The sequence below is a fragment of the Asticcacaulis excentricus genome, assembly GCF_003966695.1.
Taxonomy (GTDB): domain Bacteria; phylum Pseudomonadota; class Alphaproteobacteria; order Caulobacterales; family Caulobacteraceae; genus Asticcacaulis; species Asticcacaulis excentricus_A.
The window spans coordinates 686,522-711,447 of record NZ_AP018828.1 but is presented as its reverse complement, the minus strand read 5'-3'; the positions used below and the strand labels follow the sequence as shown (position 1 = coordinate 711,447).

The window sequence follows — 24,926 nt, the reverse complement described above, 5'->3', positions numbered from 1 at the left end:
ATAGTGCCGACCTTCCTCCAGACGACAGGATAAAGCTCGTGAACGCTCCCGCTTCCTTCATCCCGCAAGGCTATTTCAACAGCGACCTGGCCCACGCCGACTCGGCCGTTCTGGCGGCGATCAAGGGCGAACTGACCCGTCAGCAGGATCAGATCGAGCTGATCGCTTCGGAAAACATCGTCTCGAAGGCGGTGCTTGAGGCGCAGGGTTCGGTCCTGACCAACAAATACGCCGAAGGCTATCCGGGCCGCCGCTACTATGGCGGTTGCGAATATGCCGACGAAGTCGAAAAGCTGGCGATTGAGCGCGCCAAGCAACTGTTCAACTGCGCCTTCGCCAATGTGCAGCCGCATTCCGGGGCCAACGCCAATCAGGCGGTCTTCTTCTCGCTGCTGCAACCGGGCGACACCTATATGGGCATGGATCTCGCCTGTGGCGGTCACCTGACGCACGGTTCGCCGGCCAATCAGTCGGGCAAGTGGTTCAAGGTCGTCCCCTATGGCGTGCGTGAAGACAACCACCTGATCGACTATGATCAGGTCGAAGCGCTGGCCAAGGAACATCAGCCCAAGCTGATCATCGCCGGGGCCTCCAACTATAGCCGTCACATCGACTTTGCCCGCTTCCGCCAGATCGCCGACAGCGTCGGGGCCTATCTGTTTGTCGATATGGCCCACTATGCCGGTCTGGTCGCGGGCGGCGTCTATCCGGACCCGCTGCCGCACGCCCACGTCGTCACCACCACCACGCACAAGACCCTGCGCGGTCCGCGCGGCGGCTTGATTCTCTCCAACGACGAGGCGCTGGGCAAGAAGATCAATTCTTCGGTCTTCCCCGGCCTTCAGGGCGGTCCGCTGATGCACGTTATCGCGGCCAAGGCCGTGGCCTTTGGTGAGGCGCTGCAACCGGAATTCAAGGCCTATGCGGCGCAGGTCGTGGCCAATGCCCGCGTGCTGGCCGAAACCCTGATGGCGCGCGGTCTCGGCGTCGTTTCCGGTGGCACCGACAGCCACGTCATGTCGGTCGATCTGCGCCCCAAGGGCCAGACCGGCAAGGCGACCGAGCACGCGCTGGAAGAGGCCTTCATCACCTGCAACAAGAACGGTATCCCGTTCGATCCGCAGCCCTTCACCATCACCTCCGGCGTGCGTCTGGGCACCCCGGCGGGCACGACCCGCGGCTTCCGCGAGGAAGAGTTCCGCCTGATTGGCAACCTGATCGCCGATGTGGTCGATGGCATGGCCTCGAACTCCGGCGCGCCGGATGAGGCCGTGACGGCCAAGGTGCGCGCGCAGGTCAAGACCCTGACCCAGCGCTTCCCAATCTACGCGTAGTTATTTTTGTCGCGCAATTCATCCGAAAACCGGTGCCCACTTTTCGGATTGCGCTTGGAGCCCTGAATGCGCTGCCCCTTCTGCGGAAACCCTGAAACCCAGGTCAAGGACTCCCGTCCCTCCGAGGATGGGGCAGCCATTCGCCGTCGCCGCTCTTGCAGCGAATGCGGCGGGCGCTTCACCACCTTTGAACGGGTGCAGTTGCGCGAACTGATTATCGTCAAGCGGTCTGGCCGCCGTACGCCGTTTGACCGCGAAAAGCTGGAACGCTCGATTTCGCTTGCAACACGCAAGCGTCAGATTGATCCGGAGCGTATCGACCGCATGGTGTCGGGCATTGTGCGTCAGCTCGAAAGTCTGGGCGAAACCGAAATCGGCTCCGAAGTGGTCGGTGAGCTGATCATGAAGGCCCTGCGCTCGCTCGATTCCGTGGCCTATGTGCGCTATGCCTCGGTCTATCGGGATTTTCAGGAAACGTCGGATTTCGCGAAGTTTCTGGGGGCCGAAGGCTTTGAGGGTGACGGGATAGACGTGCCGCTGACGCCCGCCCCGGCCGGCAATCCCGACCCGAAGGACCCGTCGCCCATCCGTCAGGGGCTGGGCGAACAGGACCTGTCCGCAACCGATGATGCGTGAAGCCCGATGAGGATGAGATGACCGGCTGGAGACGGGCTTCACGCTTTTTTTTATGCCCTCAGGTGCCGGGCAGGCTCGCCGCAAAGGCGGCGGCGCGCGCTTGCGCTTGCCAAACATCACGCGGTGATGTTTGGAGGGCATTATGATCCGTCCGTTCGTCACGCTCAAACTGGCCACCACGCTCGACGGGCGCATCGCCACCCACACGGGCGAAAGCCGCTGGATCACCGGTGAGCCCGCCCGTCGCGCCGTGCACGAACTGCGGGCCTCGCACGATGCTGTGCTGGTTGGCATCGAAACCGTCCTGAAGGACGATCCCGAACTGACCGTGCGTTTGCAGGGCTATGAGGGTTATCAGCCGGCGCGTGTCGTTCTGGATTCGCGCGGACGCATCCCGCTGCATTCCAAACTCGTGCAGACGGCGCGCGTCATCCCGACCTATGTAGTGACGACGCACGACCTCAATCCGGAGCTGGTCTCGCTGGGTGTGCGGCCGTTGAAGGTCGCCTCGCGGCATCAGCGCGTCGATTTGATCGCGGCTCTGGAAGCACTCAATGAGGCCGGGATCGACCGCCTGTTTGTCGAAGGCGGCGGACAGATCGCCACGGCCTTTGTCAAGCTGGGGGCGGTGGACCGACTGGAATGGTTCCGTGCGCCCACTATATTGGGCGGTGACGGTCGCGCCGTGATCGGTTTTCTCGACATTGCGGACATCAACCGGGTGATCCGTTTCACCCGCGTGGGCGTTCAAGCGGTAGGCGACGATTTGTGGGAAAGCTACGAACTGGAGTAGCGCCGTCTCCCTTTGACGCAGAGATGGCAAGTAAGGACGCAGTATGTTTACAGGCATCATCACCGATATAGGCACCCTGACCGCCATTGACCGCCACGACGGCGGGGCACGCTTTGAGGTACAGACCGCCTATGACCTTTTGACCGTCGATATCGGGGCCTCGATCGCCCATTCCGGCTGCTGCCTGACCGTGGTGGAAAAGCGCGGCGACCGTTACACGCTTGACCTGTCGAACGAAACTCTGGCCGTTACCACGCTCGATCACTGGCGTGTGGGCGACCGCGTGAACCTTGAACGGGCGCTGAAGGTCGGAGACGAGCTGGGCGGTCATATCGTGTCGGGCCACGTCGATGGGGTAGGGGAGTTGATCGCCCTCACCGAAGACGGTGACGCCTACCGCCTGAAGGTGCGTGTGCCGCGCCCGCTGCACCGCTATATCGCGCACAAGGGCTCGATTGCGCTCGACGGCATTTCGCTTACTGTTAATGAGGTCGAGGACTATGTGTTCGGCGTGGCCATTATCCCGCACACCTGGACGCATACCACCCTGTCCGACCGCAAGGTGGGCGACAAGTTAAACCTTGAGATCGACCTGATGGCACGCTATGCCGCGCGCTGGCGCGAAACGCTCTAGAGCGAAATGACTTTAGATGAAAACGCCATTTCGCTCTAAATTTTTGTTTTGTCGCGATGTTTTTGCGGAAAACCGCTCACACTTTTCCGCACATCGCTCTAAATTCGCGCCCCCTGTTTCTACGCTCCTGTGAGGGGGCGTACTCGTAAGAGATACCCATGACCTTCAACCGTATCGCCACCGACCTCAACCCGGTCAGCTCCGAAAGCCCCATCTCGAGCATCGAGGATATTCTGGAGGACGCCCGCAATGGCCGCCCCTATATCCTCGTCGATGCCGAGGACCGCGAAAACGAAGGCGACATCTGCATCCCGGCCCAGATGGCGACGCCGGACGTGGTCAACTTCATGGCGCGCTTCGGGCGCGGCCTGATCTGTCTGGCCATTACGGGGGAGCGTTCGCGTCAGTTGCGCCTGCCACCGATGGCCGCTGAAAACGGCGCGCGCAATGGCACAGCCTTTACGGTGGCGATTGAGGCCAAAGACGGCATCACCACCGGCATTTCGGCGCACGACCGCGCCCGCACCATCGCCGTGGCTATCGACCAGACCAAGGGCTATGACGATATCGTCAGCCCCGGCCACGTTTTCCCGCTGGTGGCGCGTGATGGCGGCGTGCTGGTGCGCGCCGGTCATACCGAGGCTGTGGTCGATATTTCGCGCATGGCCGGCCTTTATCCGGCGGGCGTCATCTGTGAGGTGATGAACGACGACGGGACAATGGCGCGCCTGCCCGACCTGATCAAATTCGCCCAGACGCACGGCCTGAAGATCGGCACCATTGCCGACCTGATCGCCTATCGTCGCCGCACGGAGCGCTTTGTCGATCGCGTACTGGAAAAGCCCTTCGAAAGCCAATGGGGCGGCCCGTTCCGCCTGTTCGTCTATCGCAACCGCCTCGATCAGGGCGAACATATCGCGTTGGTCAAGCATCAGCCGGTGCCGAACAAGGCGACCCTGGTGCGGATGCATCAGCTCGATGTCGCCGCCGACGTGCTGGGGGCTTCGGACGGTCGCGCCGGTCTGGTCGAACAGGCGATGAAGGCGCTGGCCGCCTATGATGGCCCGGCGGTGATGGTCATGCTGCGTGATCTCGACCCCAAGGTGATTTCCAACCGCTTTTCTGCCGACGAAGCGGGCACGCCTCAGCCACGCGGCCTGCGCGACTATGGCGTTGGGGCGCAAATTCTGCTCGATCTGGGGGTGCGTGACATGATCGCCCTGTCGGATTCCAAGCCTAAGCCTGCTGCGCTGGAAGGCTACGGGCTTCAGATTATCGACTGGAAACCGCTCAGCTAAACGCACCCTGTCGTGAGATTTGGCTTTTTATGTTCTCGATAAGCCAGTAAGTACGGACTGAACCTGTCCTCAAGGATTGAACTCTTGACCATTGATACCCCCCTGCGCATCCTCATCGTCGAAAGCCGTTTCTATGAGGATATTTCCGATGAGCTGCTGGCCGGTGCCAAGGCGGCGCTGGAAGCCTATGGCGCGGAATATGATGTGATCACCGTGCCGGGGGCGTTTGAGGTGCCGGGCGCCATCGCCATGGCCGAAGACGCCTCTCAGGGGCCCGCCGGGCGCAAATATGACGGCTATGTCGCACTGGGCTGCGTCATCCGTGGTGAGACGACCCATTACGATTATGTGTGCGAAGAATCGGCGCGCGGTCTGATGGACCTGACGCTGAAACAGCTTCTGTGCATCGGCTACGGCATCCTGACCGTCGAGGACGAGGATCAGGCCTGGGCCCGCGCCCGCCGCTCGGAAGGCGACAAGGGCGGCACGGTCGCCAAGGTGGCGCTCGACATGATCGCCCTGAAGAAGGCCCTTCGCGGAGGCAACCATGGTTGATCCGCTGAGCCTGAAATCCGTCATCGAGCAACTGAACGCCAATGAGGCGGCCGAGTCCGGGCGTCTGTCGCTTAAGGAAAAGCGCGCCCGCACCGTGGCGCGTCTGGTGCTGGTACAGGCCCTCTATCAGATGGAGATTGCAGGGACGGGCGTTGAGTCGGTCATCCGCGAATTTGCCGACTTCCGCTTTGATGGCCACATCGAAGGCGAGGGCGGCGAGGAGCAGCGTCTGGGCACGGCGGATGAGGCCTTTTTCGCTGATGGTCTGCGCACCATCGTCAAGGCTCAGGCCGAAATCGATGTGCTGATCGCCGAGCGTCTGGCCTCCAACTGGCGTCTTGACCGCATCGACACCACGCTGCGCGCCATCCTGCGCGCCGGGGCGTGGGAACTGAAATTCCGCCCGGATGTCGCCGTCGAGGTGGTGATCAACGAATATGTCGAGATCGCCAAGGCCTTCTTCGGCAATGAAGAGGCACGGTTCGTCAACGGCGCCCTGGACGGCATCGCCAAGGACGCAAGGTAAGCCTCCCATGACCGGCGACAACAGCGAATTCAGCGTCATCGACCGGTTGTTCAAGCCTCTGGCCGGCCTGAATGCCGAGGCGCGCGGCCTGATCGACGATGTGGCGGTGCTGGGCGCGCGCGAAGGCTATGACCTTGTGGTCACCACCGACGCCATGGTCGAAGGGGTGCACTTCCTTTCGACCGATCCGCTCGATCAGGTGGCGCGCAAGCTGTTACGGGTCAACATCTCTGACCTCGTGGCCAAGGGGGCCGACCCTTATGGCTATCAACTCCTGACCGCCTGGCCCAAGGGCATGGCCTATGAGGGCAAGGCGGCCTTTGCGGCGGGCCTGCGCCTCGATCAGGATGAATTTGATTTCGACCTGTTCGGCGGAGATACGGTTTCGACCGAAGGCCCGCTGTTGCTCAGCATTACCGCCTTCGGCCATGCCCCCGTGGGCCGCGCCCTGTCGCGCGCCGGGGCGCGGGTTGGGGATCATGTGCTGGTTGGCGGCTTTATCGGCGACGCCCATCTGGGCCTGCGCGTGCTGCGCGGGGAATTTGACGAACTGTCTGAGGCACACAAGGCGCATCTGGTGCAGGCCTATCGCCTGCCGCAGCCGCGCGACGATCTGGCCGAGGTGGTGCTCGATCACGCCCATGCCTCAATGGACGTCTCGGACGGTTTGATCGCCGACGCCCTGCATATGGCCAGAGCCTCTGAGGTGGCGCTTGTGATTGACCTCGACCGCGTGCCGACTTCGGCCGCGGCCCGCGCCGCCATCGCGCAGGGGGCCGATGTGACCGATCTGATCACCGGTGGCGACGATTACCAGATTTTGTGCACGGCCAATGCCTCCGGGGCCGAGGCTCTGAAGGCCGCCGGTTTCTATGAGATCGGCCATTGCGAAGCCGGAACCGGCGAGGTCTCGGTCATCAGCGGCGGCAAGGTCATCGAGATCGAGGACAAGGGCTGGGTCCACGTCTGAGGCCTGGAAGAGGCTCTACGGATGCCCCGCATGTGTGCCAAGCTTTTTTAGAGAAACCACAGATTGCACAGATTGGCGCTTCGTGCCGTGGAGCACGCGGAAGCGATCGCTTGCCATTTGAAACGTATAATCTGTGAAATCTGTGTAATCTGTGTTTCTCAAAACCATCTGCACAGAGCCCCTAAACGGCTTCTAAACCGTTTTCGCCTAAATTCAGGCCATGACCCAGACCCGACGCCTTTTGCTCAGCACGCTCCTGTGCGCCTTCGCCATGCCCGCACTGGCTTCCGAAGCCAAGAAGGAGGGCGGTGAGCCTTATGTCAAGCTGGCCCCCGTGGCCCTGCCGGTCACCGAGAATGGCCGCGTCATCAACTACCTGTTTGTGACCCTGCGCATCAACCTGACGGCCAAGGCCGACGTCAATGCGCTGCGACTCAAGGAACCCTATTTCCGCGACCTTCTGATCCGTGCAGCGCACAAGCAAAGTTTCGCGCTGCCGAACAAGCGCGACACGCTGGACGAGGCGCGTTTCAAAAAGGTGATGATCCCGGAATTTACCAAGATCGCCGGGGCGGGAAATATCGAAACCTTGGAAATACTGGCGCAAAACCCCAAGAAGTTGATGAACTGACGGTGTGTCGCCACCGCTTATACCGCAAGTGTTCACGGGTTTGTGAAGTTTGAATACAGGTTGCGGTGCAATAAATGTGCGACATTTTGCGGCGATTACTTTCGCAATTACCTAACTTGCACCTGTCTGAAAGTTGCGGCACTCTCCTGATCTTGCCGGGAGGGGTATGGACGTGCCTGCCCGGCACGCGCGTCACCCGGCGCGCCACAACAGATAACGACAGGGGTTTGGTATGACGTCATGGATAGGGCTGGTCATAGCGGCTGGCGTGTTAGGTTTGGTGTACGGGGTCGTTCAGACCCTCAGTCTGCTTAAAAAACCACAGGGCAATGCCCGGATGCAGGAAATCGCTGCGGCGATTCAGGAAGGGGCCGGGGCCTATCTCAAGCGGCAATATACGACCATTGCTATTGTGGGTGTGGTCATCTTCATCGCCGCTTTTCTGGTGCTGGGCACCTATGCCGCCGTTGGCTTCCTGATTGGCGCGGTCCTGTCCGGGGCGGCGGGCTTTGCCGGGATGCTGATTTCGGTGCGCGCCAATGTGCGTACCGCCGAAGCCGCCTCGCACAGTCTGCAACAGGGGCTGAACCTCGCCTTCGGGGCCGGGGCCGTGACGGGCCTGTTTGTTGCCTCGGGCGCGCTTCTGGGCGTCGCGGGTTATTACTTCATCCTGACGGACGTTCTGGGCCTTGAAGGCACCAGCCGTCCGGTGATCGACGCCCTTGTGGCCCTGGGTTTTGGGGCATCGCTGATCTCGATTTTTGCGCGTCTGGGCGGCGGTATCTTCACCAAGGGGGCCGATGTCGGCGGCGACATGGTGGGCAAGGTCGAGGCGGGCATCCCCGAAGACGACCCGCGCAACCCGGCCACCATTGCCGACAATGTGGGCGACAATGTCGGCGACTGCGCCGGCATGGCGGCGGACCTGTTTGAAACCTATGCCGTGACGACGGTGGCCACCATGGTGCTGGGGGCGATCTTTTTTGCGGGCACGGCTCTGGTCGGGCCGATGATGCTGCTGCCGCTGGTCATCTGCGGCGCGTGTATCATCACCTCTATCGTCGGCACCTTCTTTGTCCGTCTGGGCAAGGACAACCATATTATGAACGCCCTGTATAAGGGCCTGATCGTTACCGGTGTGTTGTCCATCGGCGCGCTGGCGGCGGTGATCGAACTGGTGATCGGCTTCGATACGCCCATCACCTATGCCGGAGCCCCGGCGGGCTTTACCGGCCTGACCCTGTTCTGGTGCGGTCTGATCGGGCTGGCGGTGACGGCAGGCTTTATCGTCGTCACCGAATACTACACCGGTACGGGTAAGCGGCCCGTGGTGTCGATCGCGCAGGCCTCGGTCACCGGGCACGGCACCAATGTCATTCAGGGGCTGGCCGTTTCGATGGAAGCCACGGCCATTCCGGCCCTGATCATCGTCGGCGGCATTATCGGCTGTTACCTGCTGGCCGGGCTCTATGGCATCGCCATCGCCACCACCACCATGCTGGCCCTGGCCGGGATGATCGTGGCGCTGGATGCTTTTGGGCCGGTCACCGACAATGCCGGGGGGATCGCCGAAATGGCGGGCCTCGACAAGGCGGTGCGCCACACCACTGACGCGCTGGACGCCGTGGGCAATACCACCAAGGCCGTCACCAAGGGCTATGCCATCGGTTCGGCGGGTCTGGGGGCGCTGGTTCTGTTTGCCGCCTACACGTCGGACCTCAAATATTTCGCGGCCAATGCCGCGCCGGGCTCCTTCTTTGAGGGGCTGGGGGAACTGACCTTCTCCCTGTCCTCGCCGTGGGTGGTGGTGGGCCTGCTGATCGGCGGCCTTTTGCCCTATCTCTTTGGCGGCATGGGCATGACGGCGGTCGGTAAGGCGGCGCAGGCCGTGGTCGAAGAGGTGCGGCGTCAGTTTCGCGAAGATTCTGGCATCATGGCCGGGACGTCCAAGCCCAACTATGGCCGCGCCGTGGATATGCTGACTAAGGCGGCCATCCGCGAAATGGTCGTGCCGTCACTGTTGCCGGTCCTGTCGCCTCTGGTCCTGTTTGGGATCGTCTATGCCATAGGCGGCGCGGTCCCGGCCTTTGAGGCGCTGGGGGCCATGCTGCTGGGGGTGATCGTGACGGGCCTGTTCGTCGCCATTTCGATGACGTCGGGCGGCGGGGCCTGGGATAATGCCAAAAAGTCGTTCGAGGATGGCTTTGTCGATAAGGACGGCGTGCGTCACCTCAAGGGCTCTGAGGCGCACAAGGCCTCGGTGACCGGCGACACGGTGGGTGATCCGTATAAGGACACGGCGGGCCCGGCGGTCAATCCGATGATCAAGATCACCAATATCGTTGCCTTGTTGCTGCTGGCTGTGCTGGCGCATGTAGCCTGATCACTGGAGAGCGGCGTTCGCGTGAGCGCCGCTCTCTCCACAGATGGCAACAGATAGGTTCGCATCTGTAACAGGATTGCGGGATTTGCGTCGTTTTTGAGAACCACAGATTACACAGATTTCACAGATTGGCGCTTCGCGCCGTGGAGCTTCTGGAAGCGGTCGCGGGCGATTTGAAACGCATAATCTGTGAAATCTGTGTAATCTGTGGTTTCCCTGAAGGGTGCCCCTACATCCCTATCTGTGGAGAAACAAAAAACCCCTCCGGAGACGCCTCCGGAGGGGTTTTGAATTTCAGAAATCGCGTAACGACTATTCGCGGCGGCGCTGGCCGCCCGGATTGGTGTCTTCTTCGTTGGTGAGGGTCTGACGGCCGACGTTGCCGAGGATTTGTTCCAGAGCCGTCAGTTCACGGCCGCGGGTTGGCGTCTTGTTGGGGTTCAGCGCGATGTCACGGCTATCGGCCAGCGACAGGGTTTTTACGTTTTTGACCGCCTGCGTCTCCTTGTCGAATTCGACGATGGTGACGCTGCGCGAGGTCAGGGTCGCGGGCTTATAGGTCATTTTCGAGGTCGTCTGCGTGATATAATACCACACGCCGGGGTCGAAGGTGGCGACCTGAGACGGGGAGCCGAACTTGGTACGCACGCTGGTCTGCGTGTCCTCACCCACCTTGATGTCGGTGGCGGGATTGGCTTCGATGGCGAGATAGCCCTGACGCGAAACGCTGGGGGCGCAGGCGCCAAGCGTGGAAGCGGCGGCGGCAACGGCGGCGAGAGCCAGAAGGGTGGACGGCTTGATCATCAGGTTCCGTTCGGGTTTGACCTTGGGTGCCAGACTGTTTAGTGCAATCTTGGGGCCGAATGAAGGCCATAAATATTCCGGCTTGGCAAGAACGCAAACGGAGACGGGGACGTAAATGCTCGACAAATTCCTCAGCTCGCTCGGCGAAAGTCTGGGTCTGAAAAAGCCCAATCCGACGCGCGTGGCCGGCGAAGCCCTTTATGCGGCGGCTGTGGCGCAGTCGCGTCAGGTCGTTTTCTATACCGATTATGGCGTGAAGGATGAGATCGGTGCGCGATTCGAGCTTCTGGTGCTGCATGTCGTCCTGCTGATCAACCGCCTGAAATCGGACGACGAACACTATCGCGAAACCTCTCAGGCCCTGTTCGATTCGCTGCTGCTGGCGCTGGACGATACGCTGCGCGAACAGGGGGTGGGCGACCTGACCGTGCCGAAAAAGATGAAAAAGCTCAGCCAGCAGGTCTATACGCGGCTGGTGCGCTGGAACGAAATCTGGGACGAGGCGGGCGCAGAGGACGCGACCGCCGCGCAGGCCGATTACCTGCTGCGCACCGTCTATGCCACGGATGAAGACCCGGACCCGCAGGCCCCTCTGTGGGCGGCGGGCCTGAGCGCCTATATGAATGAGGTCCGCACGCAGGTGCGCGCAGACAAATTGCTGGCCGGTGAGGTAAACTGGCCGGATGTATCGCGTTTAAATACCAAGGAGAACTGAGCCATGACCGAAGCCGATGCCCCGCTGTGGACGCACATTGTGCGCTTTGACGAGGCCTTTCGCGGGCTCGATCTGACCCTGACGGCCGATGAGGCGCGCCGCACGCTGATCGCCGAAAACTTCGGCATGATCGAACTGCACGCGCTGACGGCAAGGATCACGACGAAGGGCCGGAAGTCACCGGGTAGCGATGAGGTGATCGTTGATGTCGATCTGAGCGGTGAAGTGACGCAGGAATGCGGCGTGACGCTCGATCCCTTCCGTCACCCGATCGCGGCGCGCATCGACGTCGTGGTGGTGGCGCAGGCCCGTAAAAACAAGACCGACGACGAAGAGACGGAACTGAGCGTCGAAGACCTTGATGTGCCCGATGTGGCGGTCAATGGTCAAATCGATGTCGGTCAATACGTCATCGAAGCGCTGGGGGAAGCCTATGATCCCTTTGCGCGCAAGCCCGGTGCCGTGTTCGAGGAACCGGATCAGCCCAAGGAGCCGTCGCCTTTCGCCGTGCTGTCGCGCCTGAAGGGCGATGACGCCTGAACGGGCGATCTGAAAAAGCATCTTGATAAGTTCGGCGGGGGCGTTATCGTCCGCCGCCTCGGGGACTCGCTTTATTTCCACCTTCCGGCCGTGCGTCAGAGGGTCTATAAGGGCGACCCTGGCATCTCTGTGAGGTCTTAGAGCGTCCCTTGTCTTCCCCTGATCCTATTTCGCCGTCCGAAACGCCTGTGGGAGGCATAGGCGTCGCCCCTGAGGGCACAGTTGTCATCGCAATCGATGCCATGGGCGGCGATCATGGCCCCCGTGTGACTGTGCCGGGTACGGCAGAAGCGCTGAAGCGCGACGGTTCGGGCCGGTTGCGCTTTCTGCTGCACGGCGATGAGGCATTGATTGCGCCGGAACTGGCCAAATGTCCGGAACTGAAGGCCGTCGCCACCATTGTCCACACTGATCAGTCGGTGGCGATGGACGAAAAGCCGGCTCAGGCCCTGCGTCGTCGGACAACCAGCCTGTTTATGGCCATTTCCTCGGTCAAAAGCGGTGCGGCCCACGCGGTCGTCTCGGCCGGCAATACCGGTGCGCTGATGGCGCTGTCGAAGATGATCCTCAAAATGATCACCGAGGACCTTGAGCGTCCGCCGATTGCCTGTTCGTGGCCGAACGCCAAGGGCGGCATGGGAACGGTGCTCGATGTCGGGGCCAACGTGACCTCCGACGCCAATCAGCTTATCGAATTCGCCGTTATGGGCACGGCCTTCCACCGCGCTGTGCGCGGCAAGGATAAACCCACGGTTGGCCTGCTGAATGTCGGCTCCGAGGACGTCAAAGGCCATGAAGAGGTGCGTGAGGCGCACCGTATTCTGCGCGAAGGCGTGGACGGCATCAATTACTACGGGTTTGTCGAAGGCAACGATATCGGCAAGGGCACGGTGGACGTCGTCGTCACCGATGGCTTTACGGGCAATATCGCGCTGAAAACCGCCGAAGGCACCGCCAAGTTCGTCAAAAACCTGTTCAAGGACGCGCTGACCTCCTCGTTGCTGTCCAAGCTTGGGGCACTTCTTGCCGCGCCGGCGCTGCGGGCTATGGCCAAGACGGTCGATCCCGGTGCGGCCAATGGAGGCCCGCTTCTGGGGCTCAACGGCATTGTCGTCAAAAGCCACGGCGGGGCCGAGGCCTGGGCCTATTCCAATGCCGTAAGCGTCGCCATTTCGCTGGCCGCCAGTGCCTATGCGACGGACATCCGCAAGGCGCTGGCCCACGTTCGCGAGGCGCACATCGCATCGCCCGAAACGCCGCAACCCCCGCAGATGGCGGATGAAAAGGTATCCTGAGCATGAGCGTAACACGTACGGCGGTAACCGGCGTCGGCGGTTATCTGCCTGAAACGGTCCTCTCTAACGAGGACTTCACCCGCATGGTGGATACCACGGACGAATGGATCGTGGCGCGCACCGGTATCCGCAAGCGTCACAAGGCGGGCGATACCCAACTGACTAGCGATCTGGCCGTCGAAGCGGCGAAGATCGCTCTTAAGGCAGCGGGGCGCACGATCGAGGATATAGACCTCATCATCGTCGCCACCACCACGCCGGACATGACCTTTCCGTCCACCGCCTCCATCGTTCAGGCCAAGCTGGGCGTGCCGCGCGGCGCGGCCTTCGACGTGCAGGCGGTCTGTTCGGGCTTCGTCTATGCCCTGAGCGTGGCCGATGGGTTTGTCGCGCGCGGCCTGTCGAAATGCGCGCTGGTCATCGGGGCCGAGGTGATGAGCCGCATCCTCGACTATACGGACCGTTCGACCTGCATCCTGTTCGGCGACGGGGCCGGGGCCGTGGTTCTGGAGCCCGTGCAAGGTAATGGCACGGCGCAGGATACGGGCATCCTCAGCTTTGACCTGCAATGCGATGGCTCGAAGACCGATCTTCTGTACGTCGATGGCGGGGTCTTTAATTCGGGGCAGCACGTCGGCAAGATTCGCATGCAGGGCAATCAGGTGTTCAAGCACGCCGTGCAGAAAATCTCCGAAGCCGCCGAATCGGCCATCCACAAGGCGGGGCTCGACCATCAGGCCGTGGACTGGTTCATCCCGCACCAAGCCAATCAGCGCATCCTTGACGGCGTGGCTGACCGGCTGGGGATGGATCGTGAGAAGGTCATCTCGACCGTGGCTGAACACGCCAACACCTCAGCGGCCTCGATTCCTTTGGCCTGGTATGCGGGGATACAGGATGGACGGGTCAAAAAGGGCGATCTGGTGCTGATCGAAGCGCTGGGCGGCGGCCTGACCTGGGCGGCGGCGGCGATCCGCCTGTAGGGCTAACCGTATATTGAGACGAAAATCTCATTTATTTGATGACAAGCCGCGTCCAACCCTTTGACGTGAACGGGAAAATGCGTATGGTTCCCTCTGATGGATCATTCCGGAGGGGATTAGATATGAAAGCCACGACCCTGACCCGCGCCGAACTGTTCGAAGCGGTGCACAACGAACTGGGCCTGCCGCGTCAGGAATGCGCCGCGCTGGTCGAGCGTACCCTCGATCTGGTCATTGATTCGCTGGAAAAGGGCGAGACGGTCAAGCTGTCGGGCTTTGGCGTGTTTCAGGTCCGCGAAAAGAACGCTCGCGTGGGGCGCAACCCCAAGACGGGTAAGCCGGCGGCCATTGATCCGCGCAAGGTCATCTCCTTCCGCGCTTCGCAGATCATGAAGGCGCGCGTCGATGCCGGTGTCGGCGAATAAGTCGTAAAAAAGGCCAGTACACGTGTCCAAGGGGCCTCTCGCCTTTCGTACCATTTCCGAAACCGCTGACGCGGTGGGCGTGCCCCAGCATGTGCTGCGGTTCTGGGAAACCAAGTTCACCTTTATCCGTCCGACCAAGCGCGCCGGGGGGCGGCGTTTCTATCGGCCGCAGGATATTGACCTGCTGATGGGGGTGAAGGTGCTGCTGCACGATCGCGGCTATACGATTCGCGGCGTGCAGAAGCTGTACAAGGATGAGGGGCAAAAGGCGCTTCTGTCGGCCGGGCAGGGCGGCAGCACGGCCTTTATCCCGGCGGCGGAGGGTTACGCTGAGCCGGACGAGGCGCCGATGGAGGTCGTATCCGCGCCGCCCTTACCGCGCAAAGTCATGGCCGACAGTGCCGAACCGGCCTTTGATTTCGAGGAAATGTCGGCCCTGCCGGTCGTTCGCGGCCTGAGCGAAGAGACGCGCACGCGGCTTCTGGCCATCGCCCAAAGCCTCGAAAACGCGCAAAAAACCATGCTGCGCAGCCTCAAGGGGCTCTGATCCGCCGCATGTGAGCGGTGGAAAACGTCTCTGGCCTATTGCAGGCCGCTTTATTCCTCTCTATAAGCCGCGTTCTCCTTACCAGGGGAGGCCTCTGCGAAGAGGTGTCGGAGCGTGGCGCAGCCTGGTAGCGCACTTGACTGGGGGTCAAGGGGTCGCAGGTTCGAATCCTGTCGCTCCGACCATTTAAACACATAAGGGTCGCCCCTTCGGGGCGGCCCTTATGTGTTTAAGGTCTCCGCTCCAGGTTCCGAACCGCGAAGGGGCACAGATTTCGTAAGGCCTGTTCTCCGCGGCTATCCTCTCGTTTCTCCCCAACATACTGCATTTTTTTGACGGCAAAGGCTTGCGTGAGTTCCGGCGTTTCCGTATAGAGCGGCCTCCAGACGCAGACGACCGGTTTCGGGCGTGTGCGTATCCCTTATTAAAGGGATGCCTTCTTTATCGGGGAGTGGCGCAGCCTGGTAGCGCACCTGCTTCGGGAGCAGGGGGTCGCAGGTTCGAATCCTGTCTCCCCGACCATCAAAACAAAACAGACGGTCCCTTATGGGACCGTCTGTTTTGTTTTTGGGCCGAAGATATGCATTCGAACCGTGAGAGGTTCGACGGCGAGTGATGATCAAGAAGCGAAGCCCTCTTGATCACACGCAGACGCGGCGGAGCGTAGCGGAGCCACATCGACCCGAAAGGGCGATGGACGCCGAAGGCGCCCGAAGGGTAAGCCGCGTTAAAACGCGGCGCATCAATCCTGTCTACTCCTACGCATTCGACGGAACGCTTTTACCATCGCTCACGGCGATGATGATAATATTCCCGTTCGCGACGCTCATAACGATCATAGCGGTCGTACCGGTCATAGCGGTCGCGGTAGTAATAGCTGCGCGGGGCCGGATAATAGCGTGGGCCGTAATAGCGCTCGCGATAAACATAATAACCATCATAGCGCGGTCGCGATTCGTAATAGACGACGCCATAGCCCGGCGGCGGGGGCGGCGGGTCGTAATAGCCGCTGCGTTCATAGGAATAGTAGCGGCCATCGTGGCAATCGACCGAGGCATTGCCCAAGGCTCCGCCGACCACGGCGCCTAAGGCGGCCCCGGCGACCGTATTGCCGCCGCGGTCGTAGCGATGCGAGGAACCGTTGCCGATGGCCGCTCCGGCCAGAGCGCCGATCACCGCGCCTGTGGCGGTGGAGTTGGATTTGCGCTGATAGCAATAGCCGTCATAGCCTTGTGCCGAAGCGAGAGTAGGGGCGGCCAGACCGATAAGGCCAACCCCGATCAGGGCCAGCGGCAGATGCCGTTGAAAAAAGGAGGGTTTCATAATGCCACCTGAGGATATATGCGTGGGATGACGCCATTGAGCACCCGCCAAGCTGAACGGCATCTGAATGGATTGCGGCGGAAATGCGCCGCATTTATAAGCGTCATTACGTCAGGTCGCGGACGATACAAGATTTATTGCATCAGACCCCTTGATCCTTTTGCGCTCTTGAGGCATAAGGCGCGCCTTCCGACCGGACGAACAACCGGTCAACACATCATTCTACGCTTGAAAGGCTTGGGTAAAAGCTTATCGAGCCTCACTTGAAAAAGAGAGTCGGACATGGCCGTACCTAAGCGGAAAGTATCCCCCTCGCGGCGCAACATGCGTCGCTCGCACCACGCGCTCGGCGCCAACTCGTATGTGGAAGACAAGGACACCGGCGAACTGCGCCGTCCGCACCACATCGACCTGAAGACCGGCATCTACAAGGGCCGTCAGGTGATTACGCCGAAAAAGGACTAACCGCCTTTATCGACCGAAGATATAAAGACGCGGCGCCTCAGGTGCCGCGTTTTTGATTCCGGAAGGCCTTTCATGCCCCCCTATCCCTATCGTCTGGTGATCTTCGATTTCGACGGCACGCTGGCCGATTCGTTTCCGTGGTTCCTTGAGGTGTTCGATCATCTGGCCGAACGCTTCGGCTTTGAGAACCCGGACCGCTCGCACCTTGACGAACTGCGCCGTCTGGGGCCGCGTGAGCTGCTGAAGCGTCTGAAGGTGCCGCTGCTCAAACTGCCGGCCATTGCCACCTATGCCCAGAGGTTGCAAAACCAGCAGATCGAAAAAATCGTGCTGTTCGACGGGATCGCTGAGGTGATCCGCGACCTGAAGGCGCGCGGCGTGACCGTGGTGGTGGTGACTTCCAATGACGCCGACAATGTACGTACCGTTCTGGGCAGCGAACTGAGCACGCTGATTGATCATTATTCCTGTGGATCGTCGCTGTTTGGCAAGGCGGCCAAGTTCAAGACCGTGCTCAAGGCCTTCAAGACGAAACCGACCGAGGCCTTGTCCATCGGTGATGAACTGCGCGACATCGAGGCGGCGCGTAAGGTGGGCATTGCCGTCGGGGCCGTGACCTGGGGCTATGCCCACGAAGACAGTCTGCTGAGCGAAAAGCCCGATCACGTCTTCGCGAAGCCCGCCGATATACTCAATATATGAGACGCATTCCCCGTGGCGGGCTTGTCAGGCTTGGGCGCGCTTGCTAAGCAACCCTCGTTTTTCAAACCCCTCAGGGAAGATTGCCATGTCCGCCATTATTGATATCGTTGCTCGTGAAATCCTCGACTCGCGCGGCAATCCGACCGTTGAGGTCGATGTCACCCTCGAAGACGGCGCTTTCGGTCGCGCCGCTGTGCCGTCGGGTGCCTCCACCGGCGCGCACGAAGCCGTCGAAAAGCGCGATGGTGACAAGAGCCGCTATCTGGGCAAGGGCGTGCGTCAGGCCGTGGACGCGGTCAATGGCGAAATTTATGAGGCCCTGAGCGGCCTCGATGCCCGCGATCAGCGTCACATCGACCAGATCCTGATCAATCTCGACGGCACCGAGAACAAGGGCCGTCTGGGGGCCAATGCCATTCTCGGCGTGTCGCTGGCCGTGGCCAAGGCGGCGGCGGCTTCGGTCAACCTGCCGCTCTATAAGTATGTCGGCGGCCTGTCGGCCCGCGTCCTGCCCGTGCCGTTGATGAACATCATCAATGGCGGCGCGCACGCCGACAACCCCATCGACATTCAGGAATTCATGATCGTTCCGGCCGGTGCCGAAACCTTCTCCGAAGCCCTGCGTATGGGCGCGGAAATCTTCCATAGCCTGAAATCGGCGCTCAAGGCCGCTGGCCACAACACCAATGTCGGTGACGAAGGTGGCTTTGCGCCGAACCTGTCCTCGGCCGAGGTGGCCCTGCAATTCATCGTCGATGCCGGTGCGGCGGCGGGCTACAAGGCCGGTGAAGATTTCTGGCTGGCGCTCGACGTGGCCTCGACCGAGTTCTTCAAGGACGAAAAATACCATCTGGAAGGCGAGGGCAAGGTCCTCAGCCGCGAAGAGATGGTCGATTATCTCGAAAACCTCGCCGACAAGTTCCCGATCTGCTCGATCGAAGACGGCATGTCGGAAGACGATTTCGAAGGCTGGGCGCTGCTGACCGAGCGTCTGGGCGACCGTTTGCAACTGGTCGGCGACGACCTGTTCGTGACTAATCCGAACCGTCTGGAAACCGGCATTGTCGAAGGCCTCGCCAACTCGATCCTCGTCAAGGTGAACCAGATCGGCACCCTGTCGGAAACCATGGACGCCGTCGATATGGCCCACCGTTCGGGCTATACCTCGGTGATGTCGCACCGTTCGGGTGAGACCGAAGATTCGACCATTGCCGACCTGGCGGTGGCGCTGAACTGCGGTCAGATCAAGACGGGTTCTCTGGCGCGTTCGGACCGGTTGGCCAAGTACAACCAGCTCCTGCGCATCGAATCGATCCTCGACGACGAAGCCGTCTATGCGGGTCTTTCGGTGATCCGCAGCTAAAACCGGAACCGGTCTCTCACCGGCTGGGACGTTTTTTACAAATCTGCCAAAAAGAGCGGCGCAGGTATCCTGCGCCGCTCGCGTTTTATGATAAATTCTTTCAGTTGAAGTGACATGTTCGGTAACAGTTTGTTAAACCGACGCGGCCAAAAATCCCTCCTGTCAATGTGGTCCGTCCAGAAGGGGCGAAAGTTGTGATTCAGAAACTGAGGCCTTATTTGCCTACCGCGATCATCGCTATATTTCTGACCTACTGCGGCGTACAGTATTTGACTGGCGATAAAGGGTTCTTTTCGCAGGAAACCCGTCAGGTTGAGCTGGCCGAAAAGCAAAAGCTTCTGGCTGATCTTGCCGCTGAGCGGCAGGACCTTGAAGCCCGCGCCCGTTATTTGAGAACTGATAATCTTTCCAAAGAATTGCTTGAAGAACGCGCCCGCGTTCTCCTGGGGCTCAATGCCCCTAACGAATACGTGATCCGTGATCACATCGCCCCTGCGCGCAATTCCTGAGTCCGCAAGGGGACTTTACGTCAGCCTGGGCTTTGCCTAAGAGAAGTCCTGACGTGAATTCAGGCGGTTTTTGACGAACCCTGAGATTCCGGTGGCCCTGCTGCCGGATTTTCCCACGGGATCACCGAAACTGACTGCATCCCCCTCTATGGGCGGCCGGCCTTTTTATGCCGGTGCGCGCTCGAACGTCTTTTTGACCGGCTGCGAACGTCTCTGCCTGCGGGTAAGGCGCGAGCGGCACGATTAACCCCAGGGAGGTTTCCATGGCGCGCGCCGCCAAGGCCACTGACACCGGAACGACGGGTTCCGCCAAACGCAATGTCTCCAAAGACGAACTCCTGAAATATTACCGTGAGATGGTTCTCATCCGCCGCTTCGAAGAGCGTGCGGGTCAGCTCTACGGCATGGGTCTGATCGGGGGCTTCTGCCACCTGTACATCGGTCAGGAAGCCGTCGCTGTGGGCATGGAAGCCGCCTCTATCGACGGCGATCAGGTCATCACCGGTTACCGCGACCACGGCCACATGCTGGCCGCCGGTATGGACCCCAAGGCCGTTATGGCCGAGCTGACCGGCCGTATCGGCGGCTCGTCGAAGGGTAAGGGCGGGTCGATGCACATGTTCGACATCGAAACCGGCTTCTTCGGCGGTCACGGCATCGTCGGCGCTCAGGTGTCGCTGGGGACGGGTCTGGCCTTTGCCGACTGGTACCGCAACAATGGCAATGTCTCCTTCACCTATTTCGGTGACGGTGCGGCCAACCAGGGTCAGGTCTACGAAAGCTTCAACATGGCGAAGCTGTGGAACCTGCCGGTCGTCTATGTGATCGAAAACAACGAATACGCCATGGGCACGGCTCTGGCCCGCGCCTCGGCGACGACCAACCTGTCGCAGCGCGGCGCGTCGTTCGGCATCCCCGGCGAAACCGTGGACGGCATGGACGTGTTCGCGGTGAAGGAAGCCGCTGAGCGCGCCGCTGAATACGCCCGTTCAGGCAAGGGGCCTTACATTCTGGAAATGAAGACGTACCGCTATCGCGGTCACTCCATGTCCGACCCGGCCAAGTACCGTTCCAAGGAAGAGGTCGATGAGGTCAAGACGACCCGCGACCCGATCGACCATATCAAGACGATGCTGGAGCAGGCGGGTGTCGAAGAGGCCGAAATCAAGGCCATCGACAATGAAATCAAGGCGATCGTTATGGAGGCCGTCGAGTTCGCTCAGACCAGCCCCGAACCCGATCCGTCCGAACTGTACACCGACGTTTATCTTGAGGCCTGATCCCAGATGACCGACATTCTTATGCCCGCTCTCTCTCCGACCATGGAGGAGGGCACCCTTTCCAAGTGGCACATCAAGGCCGGTGACGAGATTTCCGCCGGTCAGGTGATCGCCGAAATCGAAACCGACAAGGCGACGATGGAAGTCGAAGCCGTCGATGAAGGCGTGGTCGAGGCCATCCTGATCGAAGCCGGCACCGAAGGCGTCAAGGTCAACACGCCGATCGCGCGTCTGGCCGGTGGCGAAAGCGCGCCCGCGCCCAAGGCCGAAGCGGCCCCTGTGGCCTCTGTTGAAGCCGCAGCCCCGGTTGCGGCGGCGGCCCCTGTGTCGAAGCCCGCGGCTGATCCGGAGTTCCCGGAAGGCACGCCGATGGTCAAGATCACGGTGCGCGATGCGCTGCGTGACGCCATGGCCGAAGAAATGCGCCGCGACGACCGCGTCTTCCTGATGGGTGAGGAAGTCGCCCAGTATCAGGGCGCCTACAAGGTCTCTCGCGGCCTGCTCGAAGAATTTGGCGACCGCCGCGTTATCGACACGCCGATCACCGAAATGGGCTTTGCCGGCATCGGTTCGGGGGCGGCCATGGCCGGTCTTAAGCCGATCATCGAGTTCATGACCTTCAACTTCGCCATGCAGGCCATCGACCACATCCTGAACTCGTCGGCCAAGACGCTGTACATGTCGGGTGGTCAGATCAAGTCGGCGATCGTTTTCCGTGGCCCGAACGGTGCCGCGGCCCGCGTCGCCGCCCAGCACTCGCAGGACTATTCGGCGTGGTACGCCAACGTTCCAGGCCTGAAGGTCATTGCGCCTTATGACGCCGCTGACGCCAAGGGCTTGCTGAAGGCAGCCATCCGTGATCCGAACCCCATCGTCTTCCTTGAACACGAGATGATGTACGGCAACGAGTTTGAAATCCCCGATGTCGAAGACTTCGTCCTGCCTATCGGCAAGGCCAAGATTCAGAAAGAGGGCAAGGATGTCACCATCGTCGCCCACTCGCGCATGGTCGGTTTTGCGCTCAAGGCGGCTGAGAAGCTGGCCGAAGAGGGTATCGACGCTGAAGTCGTCAACCTGCGCACGCTTCGTCCGCTGGACACTGACACGGTCGTCGCCTCGGTGAAGAAGACCAACCGTCTGGTCACCGTCGAAGAAGGCTGGGGCCCGTGCGGCATCGGTGCCGAAGTCGCCGCCCGCGTCACCGCCGAAGCCTTCGACGATCTGGATGCGCCGCCCGCCCGCGTGCATCAGGAAGACGTCCCGATGCCTTACGCCGCCAACCTCGAAGCCCTGACCGTCCCGAGCGTTGAGAAGATCATCGCCGCGGTCAAGCAAGTCTCGTACAAGTAAGAGGGGCCACACATGACCGATATTCTGATGCCGGCGCTCTCGCCCACCATGGAAGAGGGCATTCTGGCCAAGTGGCACGTCAAGGTCGGGGACACTGTGTCCGCCGGTGACGTGATCGCCGAAATCGAAACCGACAAGGCGACGATGGAAGTCGAAGCCGTCGATGAGGGCGTGGTTGAGGCCATCCTGATCGAAGCCGGGACCGAAGGCGTGAAGGTGAACACCCCTATCGCGCGCCTAGCGGGTGAGGGCGGTTCGGCGGCTCCGGCGCCCCAGACTCAGGCTAAAGCTGAGGCCCCGAAAGCCGCCGAAGCGCCGAAGCCCGCCGCGGCTCCGGCCCCTGTGGCCGCCGCCCCCGTCGCAGCCCCGGCCGCTTCGGGTGGGGTGCGCGTGGCGGCTTCGCCGCTGGCGCGTCGTCTGGCCGAGATCAATAAGCTCGATCTCAAGCTGCTGAAAGGCACCGGCCCGCACGGTCGTATCATCAAGCGCGATATCGAAGCCGCTCTGGCTTCGGGCACCGGCAAGGCCGGTTCCGCCCCGGCGGCGACCACCGCAGCGGCTGAGCCGCGCAAGGTACAGACCCTTGAGCAACTGGGCATTCCGGCGGGGTCCTACGATCTCGTCCCGCTCAACAATATGCGCAAGGTCATCGCCCGCCGCCTGACCGAATCCTTCCGCGACATCCCGCACTTCCCGCTGACCGTCGATATCGAACTCGACAACCTGCTGGCGGCGCGCACCAAGATCAATACGGCGCTGGAATCGCAAGGTATCAAGGTCTCGGTGAACGATATTGTCATCAAGGCGGTGGCGTTGGCGCTGAAGCAGGTGCCGGAAGCCAATGCCTCCTTCACCCCCGAAGGCATTGCCATGCACCACAATGCCGATATCGCTATGGCCGTGGCCATCGACGGTGGCCTGATCACCCCGATCATCCGCAAGGCCGAGACCAAGTCTCTGGCTCAGATCGCCAAGGAAACCAAGGATCTGGCGGCGCGCGCCCGCGATATGAAGCTGAAGCCCGAAGAGTTCCAGGGCGGCACTTTCTCGGTGTCCAACCTCGGCATGTTCGGCATCAAGCAGTTCGCCTCCATTATCAACGAACCGCAGGGCTGCATCCTGTCGGTCGGTGCCGGTGAACAACGCCCGGTCGTCAAGAACGGCCAACTGGCGGTCGCCACCGTCATGACCGTCACCCTGACCTGCGATCACCGCGTGGTCGATGGGTCGGTCGGTGCCAAGTACATTACCGCATTGAAGGGCCTTCTCGAAGACCCGATTAAAATGTTGGCTTAAGGAGTTGATTCAACATGTCTTATGATCTGGTTGTTATCGGCTCCGGTCCCGGCGGTTACGAAGGGGCCATCCGCGCCTCTCAGAACGGCCTGAAGGTCGCCATCGTCGAGCGTGAATTGCTGGGCGGCATCTGCCTCAACTGGGGCTGTATCCCGACAAAGGCCCTGCTCAAGTCGGCCGAAGTGTTCGACAAGATCAATCACCTCGGTGATTACGGTCTGACCGGCGAAAAGCCGGGCTTCGACTTCGAAAAGGTCATCGCCCGCTCGCGCGCCGTCGCCAAGCAGCTCAATGGCGGCGTTGGCTACCTGATGAAGAAGAACAAGATCGATGTGATCGAGGGCTTCGCCACGCTGGAGCCCGGCAAGGATGCACCCAAGGTGCGCGTCAAGCTGAACAAGGGCGGTGAACAGGTCATCGAGCCGAAGAACGTCATGCTGGCGGTTGGGGCGCGTGCGCGTGAAATCCCGGCCATCGGCGCGGTTTCGGACGGCGAACGCATCTGGACCTATCGTAACGCCCTGACGCCCAAGGCCATGCCGAAGTCGCTGGTGGTGATCGGTTCGGGCGCTATCGGCATCGAGTTCGCCTCCTTCTATCGTTCGCTGGGCGCTGATGTCACCGTGGTCGAGGCTATGGACCGCATCCTGCCGGTCGAGGACAAGGAAGTATCCGCTGAGGCCCAGAAGGCCTTTGAAAAGCGTGGCTTCAAGTTCCGTCTGGGGGCCAAGGTGACCAAGGTCGAAAAGACCTCTGCGGGCGTCAAGGTATCGGTCGAGGTCGTCGGCAAGGCCGAAACGCTGGAGGCCGAAGGCTGCATCGTGGCCGTCGGCATCGTGGCCAATACCGAAAACCTCGGTCTGGAAAAGCTGGGCGTCGAGATGGACCGCGGTCACATCAAGAACGACAGCCACGGCAAGACCAATGTGAAGGGCCTCTACGCCATCGGCGATTGCGCCGGGCCGCCCTGGCTGGCGCACAAGGCTTCTCACGAAGCCGTCCACGCGGCCGACTACATGGCCGGCAAAAAGCTGTCGAACCTCAATCCGCCGATTCCGGGCTGCACCTACGCCACGCCGGAAGTCGCCTCGGTCGGTATCACCGAGCAGGGCGCGAAGGAAAAGGGTCTGGACGTCAAGATCGGCCGCTTCCCCTTCAAGGCCAATGGCAAGGCGATTGCTGCCGGTGAGCCGGGCGGTTTCGTCAAGGTCATCTTCGACAAGAAGACCGGCGCGCTTTTGGGGGCCCACCTGATCGGGGCCAATGTCACGGAAATGGTGCAGGGCTTCTGTCTGGCGATCACCATGGAAGCGACGGAAGAGGACCTGCAAGGGACCGTCTTCCCGCACCCGACCATGTCGGAGGCCATCCTCGAAGCGTCTCTGGATGCCGACGGTCGTATGATCAATTTGTAGGACCATCATGGGGGAAACAGGTTTCCCCCATGTACCCCCTTCGCCGTATTGTGAAAAATTTCTTGGGGCGGTCCGTCGAAATTTTTCGCTTTCAAGCGTAAAAAAGCCCGCTCTGAAGCAGAGCGGGCTTTTTGATTTTATTGGAAAAATTATA

At 61.1% G+C, this 24,926-nt stretch carries 25 protein-coding genes, 2 tRNA genes and 1 pseudogene; 26 read left to right on the top strand and 2 right to left on the bottom strand.

The genetic code is table 11. The annotated features are described in order from the left end of the window. Positions 1-38 precede the first annotated feature (38 nt). The 10 genes and pseudogenes from glyA (at position 39) to EM6_RS14330 (ending at position 9,760) form a co-directional block, all read left to right on the top strand. Entirely contained in the window at positions 39-1,334 is a 1,296-nt protein-coding gene (glyA, locus tag EM6_RS14375) for a serine hydroxymethyltransferase (RefSeq protein WP_269471950.1), read from the top strand. A 66-nt stretch (positions 1,335-1,400) separates the two neighbouring features. Continuing rightward, a pseudogene (gene nrdR, locus EM6_RS14370) lies at positions 1,401-1,859 on the top strand (transcriptional regulator NrdR); the annotation flags it as partial. Between the two features lie 253 nt (positions 1,860-2,112). Beyond that, positions 2,113-2,763 carry a RibD family protein gene (locus tag EM6_RS14365; protein WP_126423821.1) on the top strand — a complete coding sequence of 217 codons (651 nt, stop codon included), beginning with the start codon at positions 2,113-2,115 and terminating at the stop codon, positions 2,761-2,763. Between the two features lie 43 nt (positions 2,764-2,806). Next, positions 2,807-3,397, top strand: a complete 591-nt coding sequence (locus EM6_RS14360; RefSeq protein WP_126423820.1) for a riboflavin synthase — start codon at positions 2,807-2,809, stop codon at positions 3,395-3,397. A gap of 158 nt (positions 3,398-3,555) precedes the next feature. Further along, positions 3,556-4,695: a 3,4-dihydroxy-2-butanone-4-phosphate synthase gene (gene ribB / locus EM6_RS14355; RefSeq protein ID WP_126423819.1), complete on the top strand. Its 1,140-nt coding sequence runs from the start codon at positions 3,556-3,558 to the stop codon at positions 4,693-4,695. An 84-nt stretch (positions 4,696-4,779) separates the two neighbouring features. After that, positions 4,780-5,250, top strand: coding sequence for a 6,7-dimethyl-8-ribityllumazine synthase (locus EM6_RS14350; RefSeq protein ID WP_013480399.1), 471 nt, complete (start codon positions 4,780-4,782; stop codon positions 5,248-5,250). Continuing rightward, positions 5,243-5,776, top strand: a complete 534-nt coding sequence (nusB, locus tag EM6_RS14345; protein WP_126423818.1) for a transcription antitermination factor NusB — start codon at positions 5,243-5,245, stop codon at positions 5,774-5,776. Before EM6_RS14350 ends, nusB begins: the two co-directional genes overlap by 8 nt. 7 nt (positions 5,777-5,783) lie before the next feature. Then, complete coding sequence (gene thiL / locus EM6_RS14340) at positions 5,784-6,746, top strand: thiamine-phosphate kinase (protein WP_126423817.1); 963 nt, start codon at positions 5,784-5,786, stop codon at positions 6,744-6,746. A gap of 220 nt (positions 6,747-6,966) precedes the next feature. Beyond that, the gene (locus tag EM6_RS14335; protein ID WP_126423816.1) at positions 6,967-7,377 is read left to right on the top strand and encodes a hypothetical protein; all 411 of its coding nucleotides are present in this window, start codon (positions 6,967-6,969) and stop codon (positions 7,375-7,377) included. A 232-nt stretch (positions 7,378-7,609) separates the two neighbouring features. Further along, complete coding sequence (locus EM6_RS14330) at positions 7,610-9,760, top strand: sodium-translocating pyrophosphatase (RefSeq protein ID WP_126423815.1); 2,151 nt, start codon at positions 7,610-7,612, stop codon at positions 9,758-9,760. A gap of 312 nt (positions 9,761-10,072) precedes the next feature. On the opposite strand, the gene EM6_RS14325 is transcribed toward EM6_RS14330, so the two are convergent. Beyond that, positions 10,073-10,564, bottom strand: a complete 492-nt coding sequence (locus EM6_RS14325) for an outer membrane protein assembly factor BamE (protein ID WP_126423814.1) — start codon at positions 10,562-10,564, stop codon at positions 10,073-10,075. 115 nt (positions 10,565-10,679) lie between these two features. On the opposite strand from EM6_RS14325, the gene EM6_RS14320 reads away from it, so the two are divergent. The 8 genes from EM6_RS14320 (at position 10,680) to EM6_RS14285 (ending at position 15,591) form a co-directional block, all read left to right on the top strand. Beyond that, a complete protein-coding gene (locus tag EM6_RS14320; RefSeq protein WP_126423813.1) occupies positions 10,680-11,279 on the top strand; it encodes a ubiquinol-cytochrome C chaperone family protein in 600 nt (199 codons plus the stop codon). 3 nt (positions 11,280-11,282) lie between these two features. Continuing rightward, a complete protein-coding gene (locus EM6_RS14315; RefSeq protein WP_126423812.1) occupies positions 11,283-11,819 on the top strand; it encodes a YceD family protein in 537 nt (178 codons plus the stop codon). Positions 11,820-12,061: 242 nt separating this feature from the next. After that, complete coding sequence (gene plsX / locus EM6_RS14310; RefSeq protein ID WP_232037184.1) at positions 12,062-13,114, top strand: phosphate acyltransferase PlsX; 1,053 nt, start codon at positions 12,062-12,064, stop codon at positions 13,112-13,114. A gap of 2 nt (positions 13,115-13,116) precedes the next feature. Next, positions 13,117-14,097 (top strand): beta-ketoacyl-ACP synthase III, encoded by a 981-nt coding sequence (locus EM6_RS14305; RefSeq protein WP_126423810.1) that lies wholly within the window; start codon positions 13,117-13,119, stop codon positions 14,095-14,097. A 122-nt stretch (positions 14,098-14,219) separates the two neighbouring features. Further along, entirely contained in the window at positions 14,220-14,522 is a 303-nt protein-coding gene (locus tag EM6_RS14300; RefSeq protein WP_126423809.1) for an integration host factor subunit alpha, read from the top strand. Positions 14,523-14,544: 22 nt separating this feature from the next. Continuing rightward, a complete protein-coding gene (locus EM6_RS17770) occupies positions 14,545-15,069 on the top strand; it encodes a MerR family transcriptional regulator (protein WP_126423808.1) in 525 nt (174 codons plus the stop codon). Between the two features lie 108 nt (positions 15,070-15,177). Further along, positions 15,178-15,254 (top strand) — tRNA-Pro (locus EM6_RS14290). 260 nt (positions 15,255-15,514) lie between these two features. Next, positions 15,515-15,591: transfer RNA gene (locus EM6_RS14285), tRNA-Pro, on the top strand. Positions 15,592-15,849: 258 nt separating this feature from the next. Here EM6_RS14285 and EM6_RS14280 read toward each other — a convergent pair. After that, the gene (locus EM6_RS14280) at positions 15,850-16,392 is read right to left on the bottom strand and encodes a glycine zipper domain-containing protein (RefSeq protein WP_126423807.1); all 543 of its coding nucleotides are present in this window, start codon (positions 16,390-16,392) and stop codon (positions 15,850-15,852) included. A gap of 282 nt (positions 16,393-16,674) precedes the next feature. Here EM6_RS14280 and rpmF point away from each other — a divergent pair, with 282 nt between their 5' ends. From rpmF to lpdA, 8 genes are all read left to right on the top strand, one after another. Further along, positions 16,675-16,857: a 50S ribosomal protein L32 gene (gene rpmF / locus EM6_RS14275; RefSeq protein ID WP_126423806.1), complete on the top strand. Its 183-nt coding sequence runs from the start codon at positions 16,675-16,677 to the stop codon at positions 16,855-16,857. Between the two features lie 72 nt (positions 16,858-16,929). Beyond that, on the top strand, positions 16,930-17,559 hold the full coding sequence (locus EM6_RS14270; protein ID WP_126423805.1) for an HAD hydrolase-like protein: 630 nt from the start codon (positions 16,930-16,932) through the stop codon (positions 17,557-17,559). 85 nt (positions 17,560-17,644) lie between these two features. Beyond that, positions 17,645-18,922 (top strand): phosphopyruvate hydratase, encoded by a 1,278-nt coding sequence (gene eno / locus EM6_RS14265; protein ID WP_126423804.1) that lies wholly within the window; start codon positions 17,645-17,647, stop codon positions 18,920-18,922. A 194-nt stretch (positions 18,923-19,116) separates the two neighbouring features. Next, positions 19,117-19,431, top strand: coding sequence for an FtsB family cell division protein (locus tag EM6_RS14260; protein ID WP_126423803.1), 315 nt, complete (start codon positions 19,117-19,119; stop codon positions 19,429-19,431). Positions 19,432-19,694: 263 nt separating this feature from the next. After that, positions 19,695-20,711 carry a pyruvate dehydrogenase (acetyl-transferring) E1 component subunit alpha gene (gene pdhA, locus EM6_RS14255; protein WP_013480382.1) on the top strand — a complete coding sequence of 339 codons (1,017 nt, stop codon included), beginning with the start codon at positions 19,695-19,697 and terminating at the stop codon, positions 20,709-20,711. A 6-nt stretch (positions 20,712-20,717) separates the two neighbouring features. After that, positions 20,718-22,061 (top strand): pyruvate dehydrogenase complex E1 component subunit beta, encoded by a 1,344-nt coding sequence (locus EM6_RS14250; protein WP_126423802.1) that lies wholly within the window; start codon positions 20,718-20,720, stop codon positions 22,059-22,061. A 12-nt stretch (positions 22,062-22,073) separates the two neighbouring features. After that, on the top strand, positions 22,074-23,357 hold the full coding sequence (locus EM6_RS14245; RefSeq protein WP_126423801.1) for a pyruvate dehydrogenase complex dihydrolipoamide acetyltransferase: 1,284 nt from the start codon (positions 22,074-22,076) through the stop codon (positions 23,355-23,357). A 14-nt stretch (positions 23,358-23,371) separates the two neighbouring features. Continuing rightward, the gene (gene lpdA / locus EM6_RS14240; RefSeq protein ID WP_126423800.1) at positions 23,372-24,772 is read left to right on the top strand and encodes a dihydrolipoyl dehydrogenase; all 1,401 of its coding nucleotides are present in this window, start codon (positions 23,372-23,374) and stop codon (positions 24,770-24,772) included. Positions 24,773-24,926 lie beyond the last annotated feature (154 nt).

Bases quoted from the DNA above. Each gene is read 5' to 3' on its own strand.
- EM6_RS14365 (WP_126423821.1), top strand. From the start codon at position 2,113: ATGATCCGTCCGTTCGTCACGCTCAAACTGGCCACCACGCTCGACGGG.
- EM6_RS14360 (WP_126423820.1), top strand. From the start codon at position 2,807: ATGTTTACAGGCATCATCACCGATATAGGCACCCTGACCGCCATTGAC.
- ribB (WP_126423819.1), top strand. From the start codon at position 3,556: ATGACCTTCAACCGTATCGCCACCGACCTCAACCCGGTCAGCTCCGAA.
- nusB (WP_126423818.1), top strand. From the start codon at position 5,243: ATGGTTGATCCGCTGAGCCTGAAATCCGTCATCGAGCAACTGAACGCC.
- thiL (WP_126423817.1), top strand. From the start codon at position 5,784: ATGACCGGCGACAACAGCGAATTCAGCGTCATCGACCGGTTGTTCAAG.
- EM6_RS14335 (WP_126423816.1), top strand. From the start codon at position 6,967: ATGACCCAGACCCGACGCCTTTTGCTCAGCACGCTCCTGTGCGCCTTC.
- EM6_RS14330 (WP_126423815.1), top strand. From the start codon at position 7,610: ATGACGTCATGGATAGGGCTGGTCATAGCGGCTGGCGTGTTAGGTTTG.
- EM6_RS14325 (WP_126423814.1), bottom strand. From the start codon at position 10,564: ATGATCAAGCCGTCCACCCTTCTGGCTCTCGCCGCCGTTGCCGCCGCC.
- EM6_RS14320 (WP_126423813.1), top strand. From the start codon at position 10,680: ATGCTCGACAAATTCCTCAGCTCGCTCGGCGAAAGTCTGGGTCTGAAA.
- EM6_RS14315 (WP_126423812.1), top strand. From the start codon at position 11,283: ATGACCGAAGCCGATGCCCCGCTGTGGACGCACATTGTGCGCTTTGAC.
- plsX (WP_232037184.1), top strand. From the start codon at position 12,062: ATGGGCGGCGATCATGGCCCCCGTGTGACTGTGCCGGGTACGGCAGAA.
- EM6_RS14305 (WP_126423810.1), top strand. From the start codon at position 13,117: ATGAGCGTAACACGTACGGCGGTAACCGGCGTCGGCGGTTATCTGCCT.
- EM6_RS14300 (WP_126423809.1), top strand. From the start codon at position 14,220: ATGAAAGCCACGACCCTGACCCGCGCCGAACTGTTCGAAGCGGTGCAC.
- EM6_RS14280 (WP_126423807.1), bottom strand. From the start codon at position 16,392: ATGAAACCCTCCTTTTTTCAACGGCATCTGCCGCTGGCCCTGATCGGG.
- rpmF (WP_126423806.1), top strand. From the start codon at position 16,675: ATGGCCGTACCTAAGCGGAAAGTATCCCCCTCGCGGCGCAACATGCGT.
- EM6_RS14270 (WP_126423805.1), top strand. From the start codon at position 16,930: ATGCCCCCCTATCCCTATCGTCTGGTGATCTTCGATTTCGACGGCACG.
- eno (WP_126423804.1), top strand. From the start codon at position 17,645: ATGTCCGCCATTATTGATATCGTTGCTCGTGAAATCCTCGACTCGCGC.
- pdhA (WP_013480382.1), top strand. From the start codon at position 19,695: ATGGCGCGCGCCGCCAAGGCCACTGACACCGGAACGACGGGTTCCGCC.
- EM6_RS14250 (WP_126423802.1), top strand. From the start codon at position 20,718: ATGACCGACATTCTTATGCCCGCTCTCTCTCCGACCATGGAGGAGGGC.
- EM6_RS14245 (WP_126423801.1), top strand. From the start codon at position 22,074: ATGACCGATATTCTGATGCCGGCGCTCTCGCCCACCATGGAAGAGGGC.
- lpdA (WP_126423800.1), top strand. From the start codon at position 23,372: ATGTCTTATGATCTGGTTGTTATCGGCTCCGGTCCCGGCGGTTACGAA.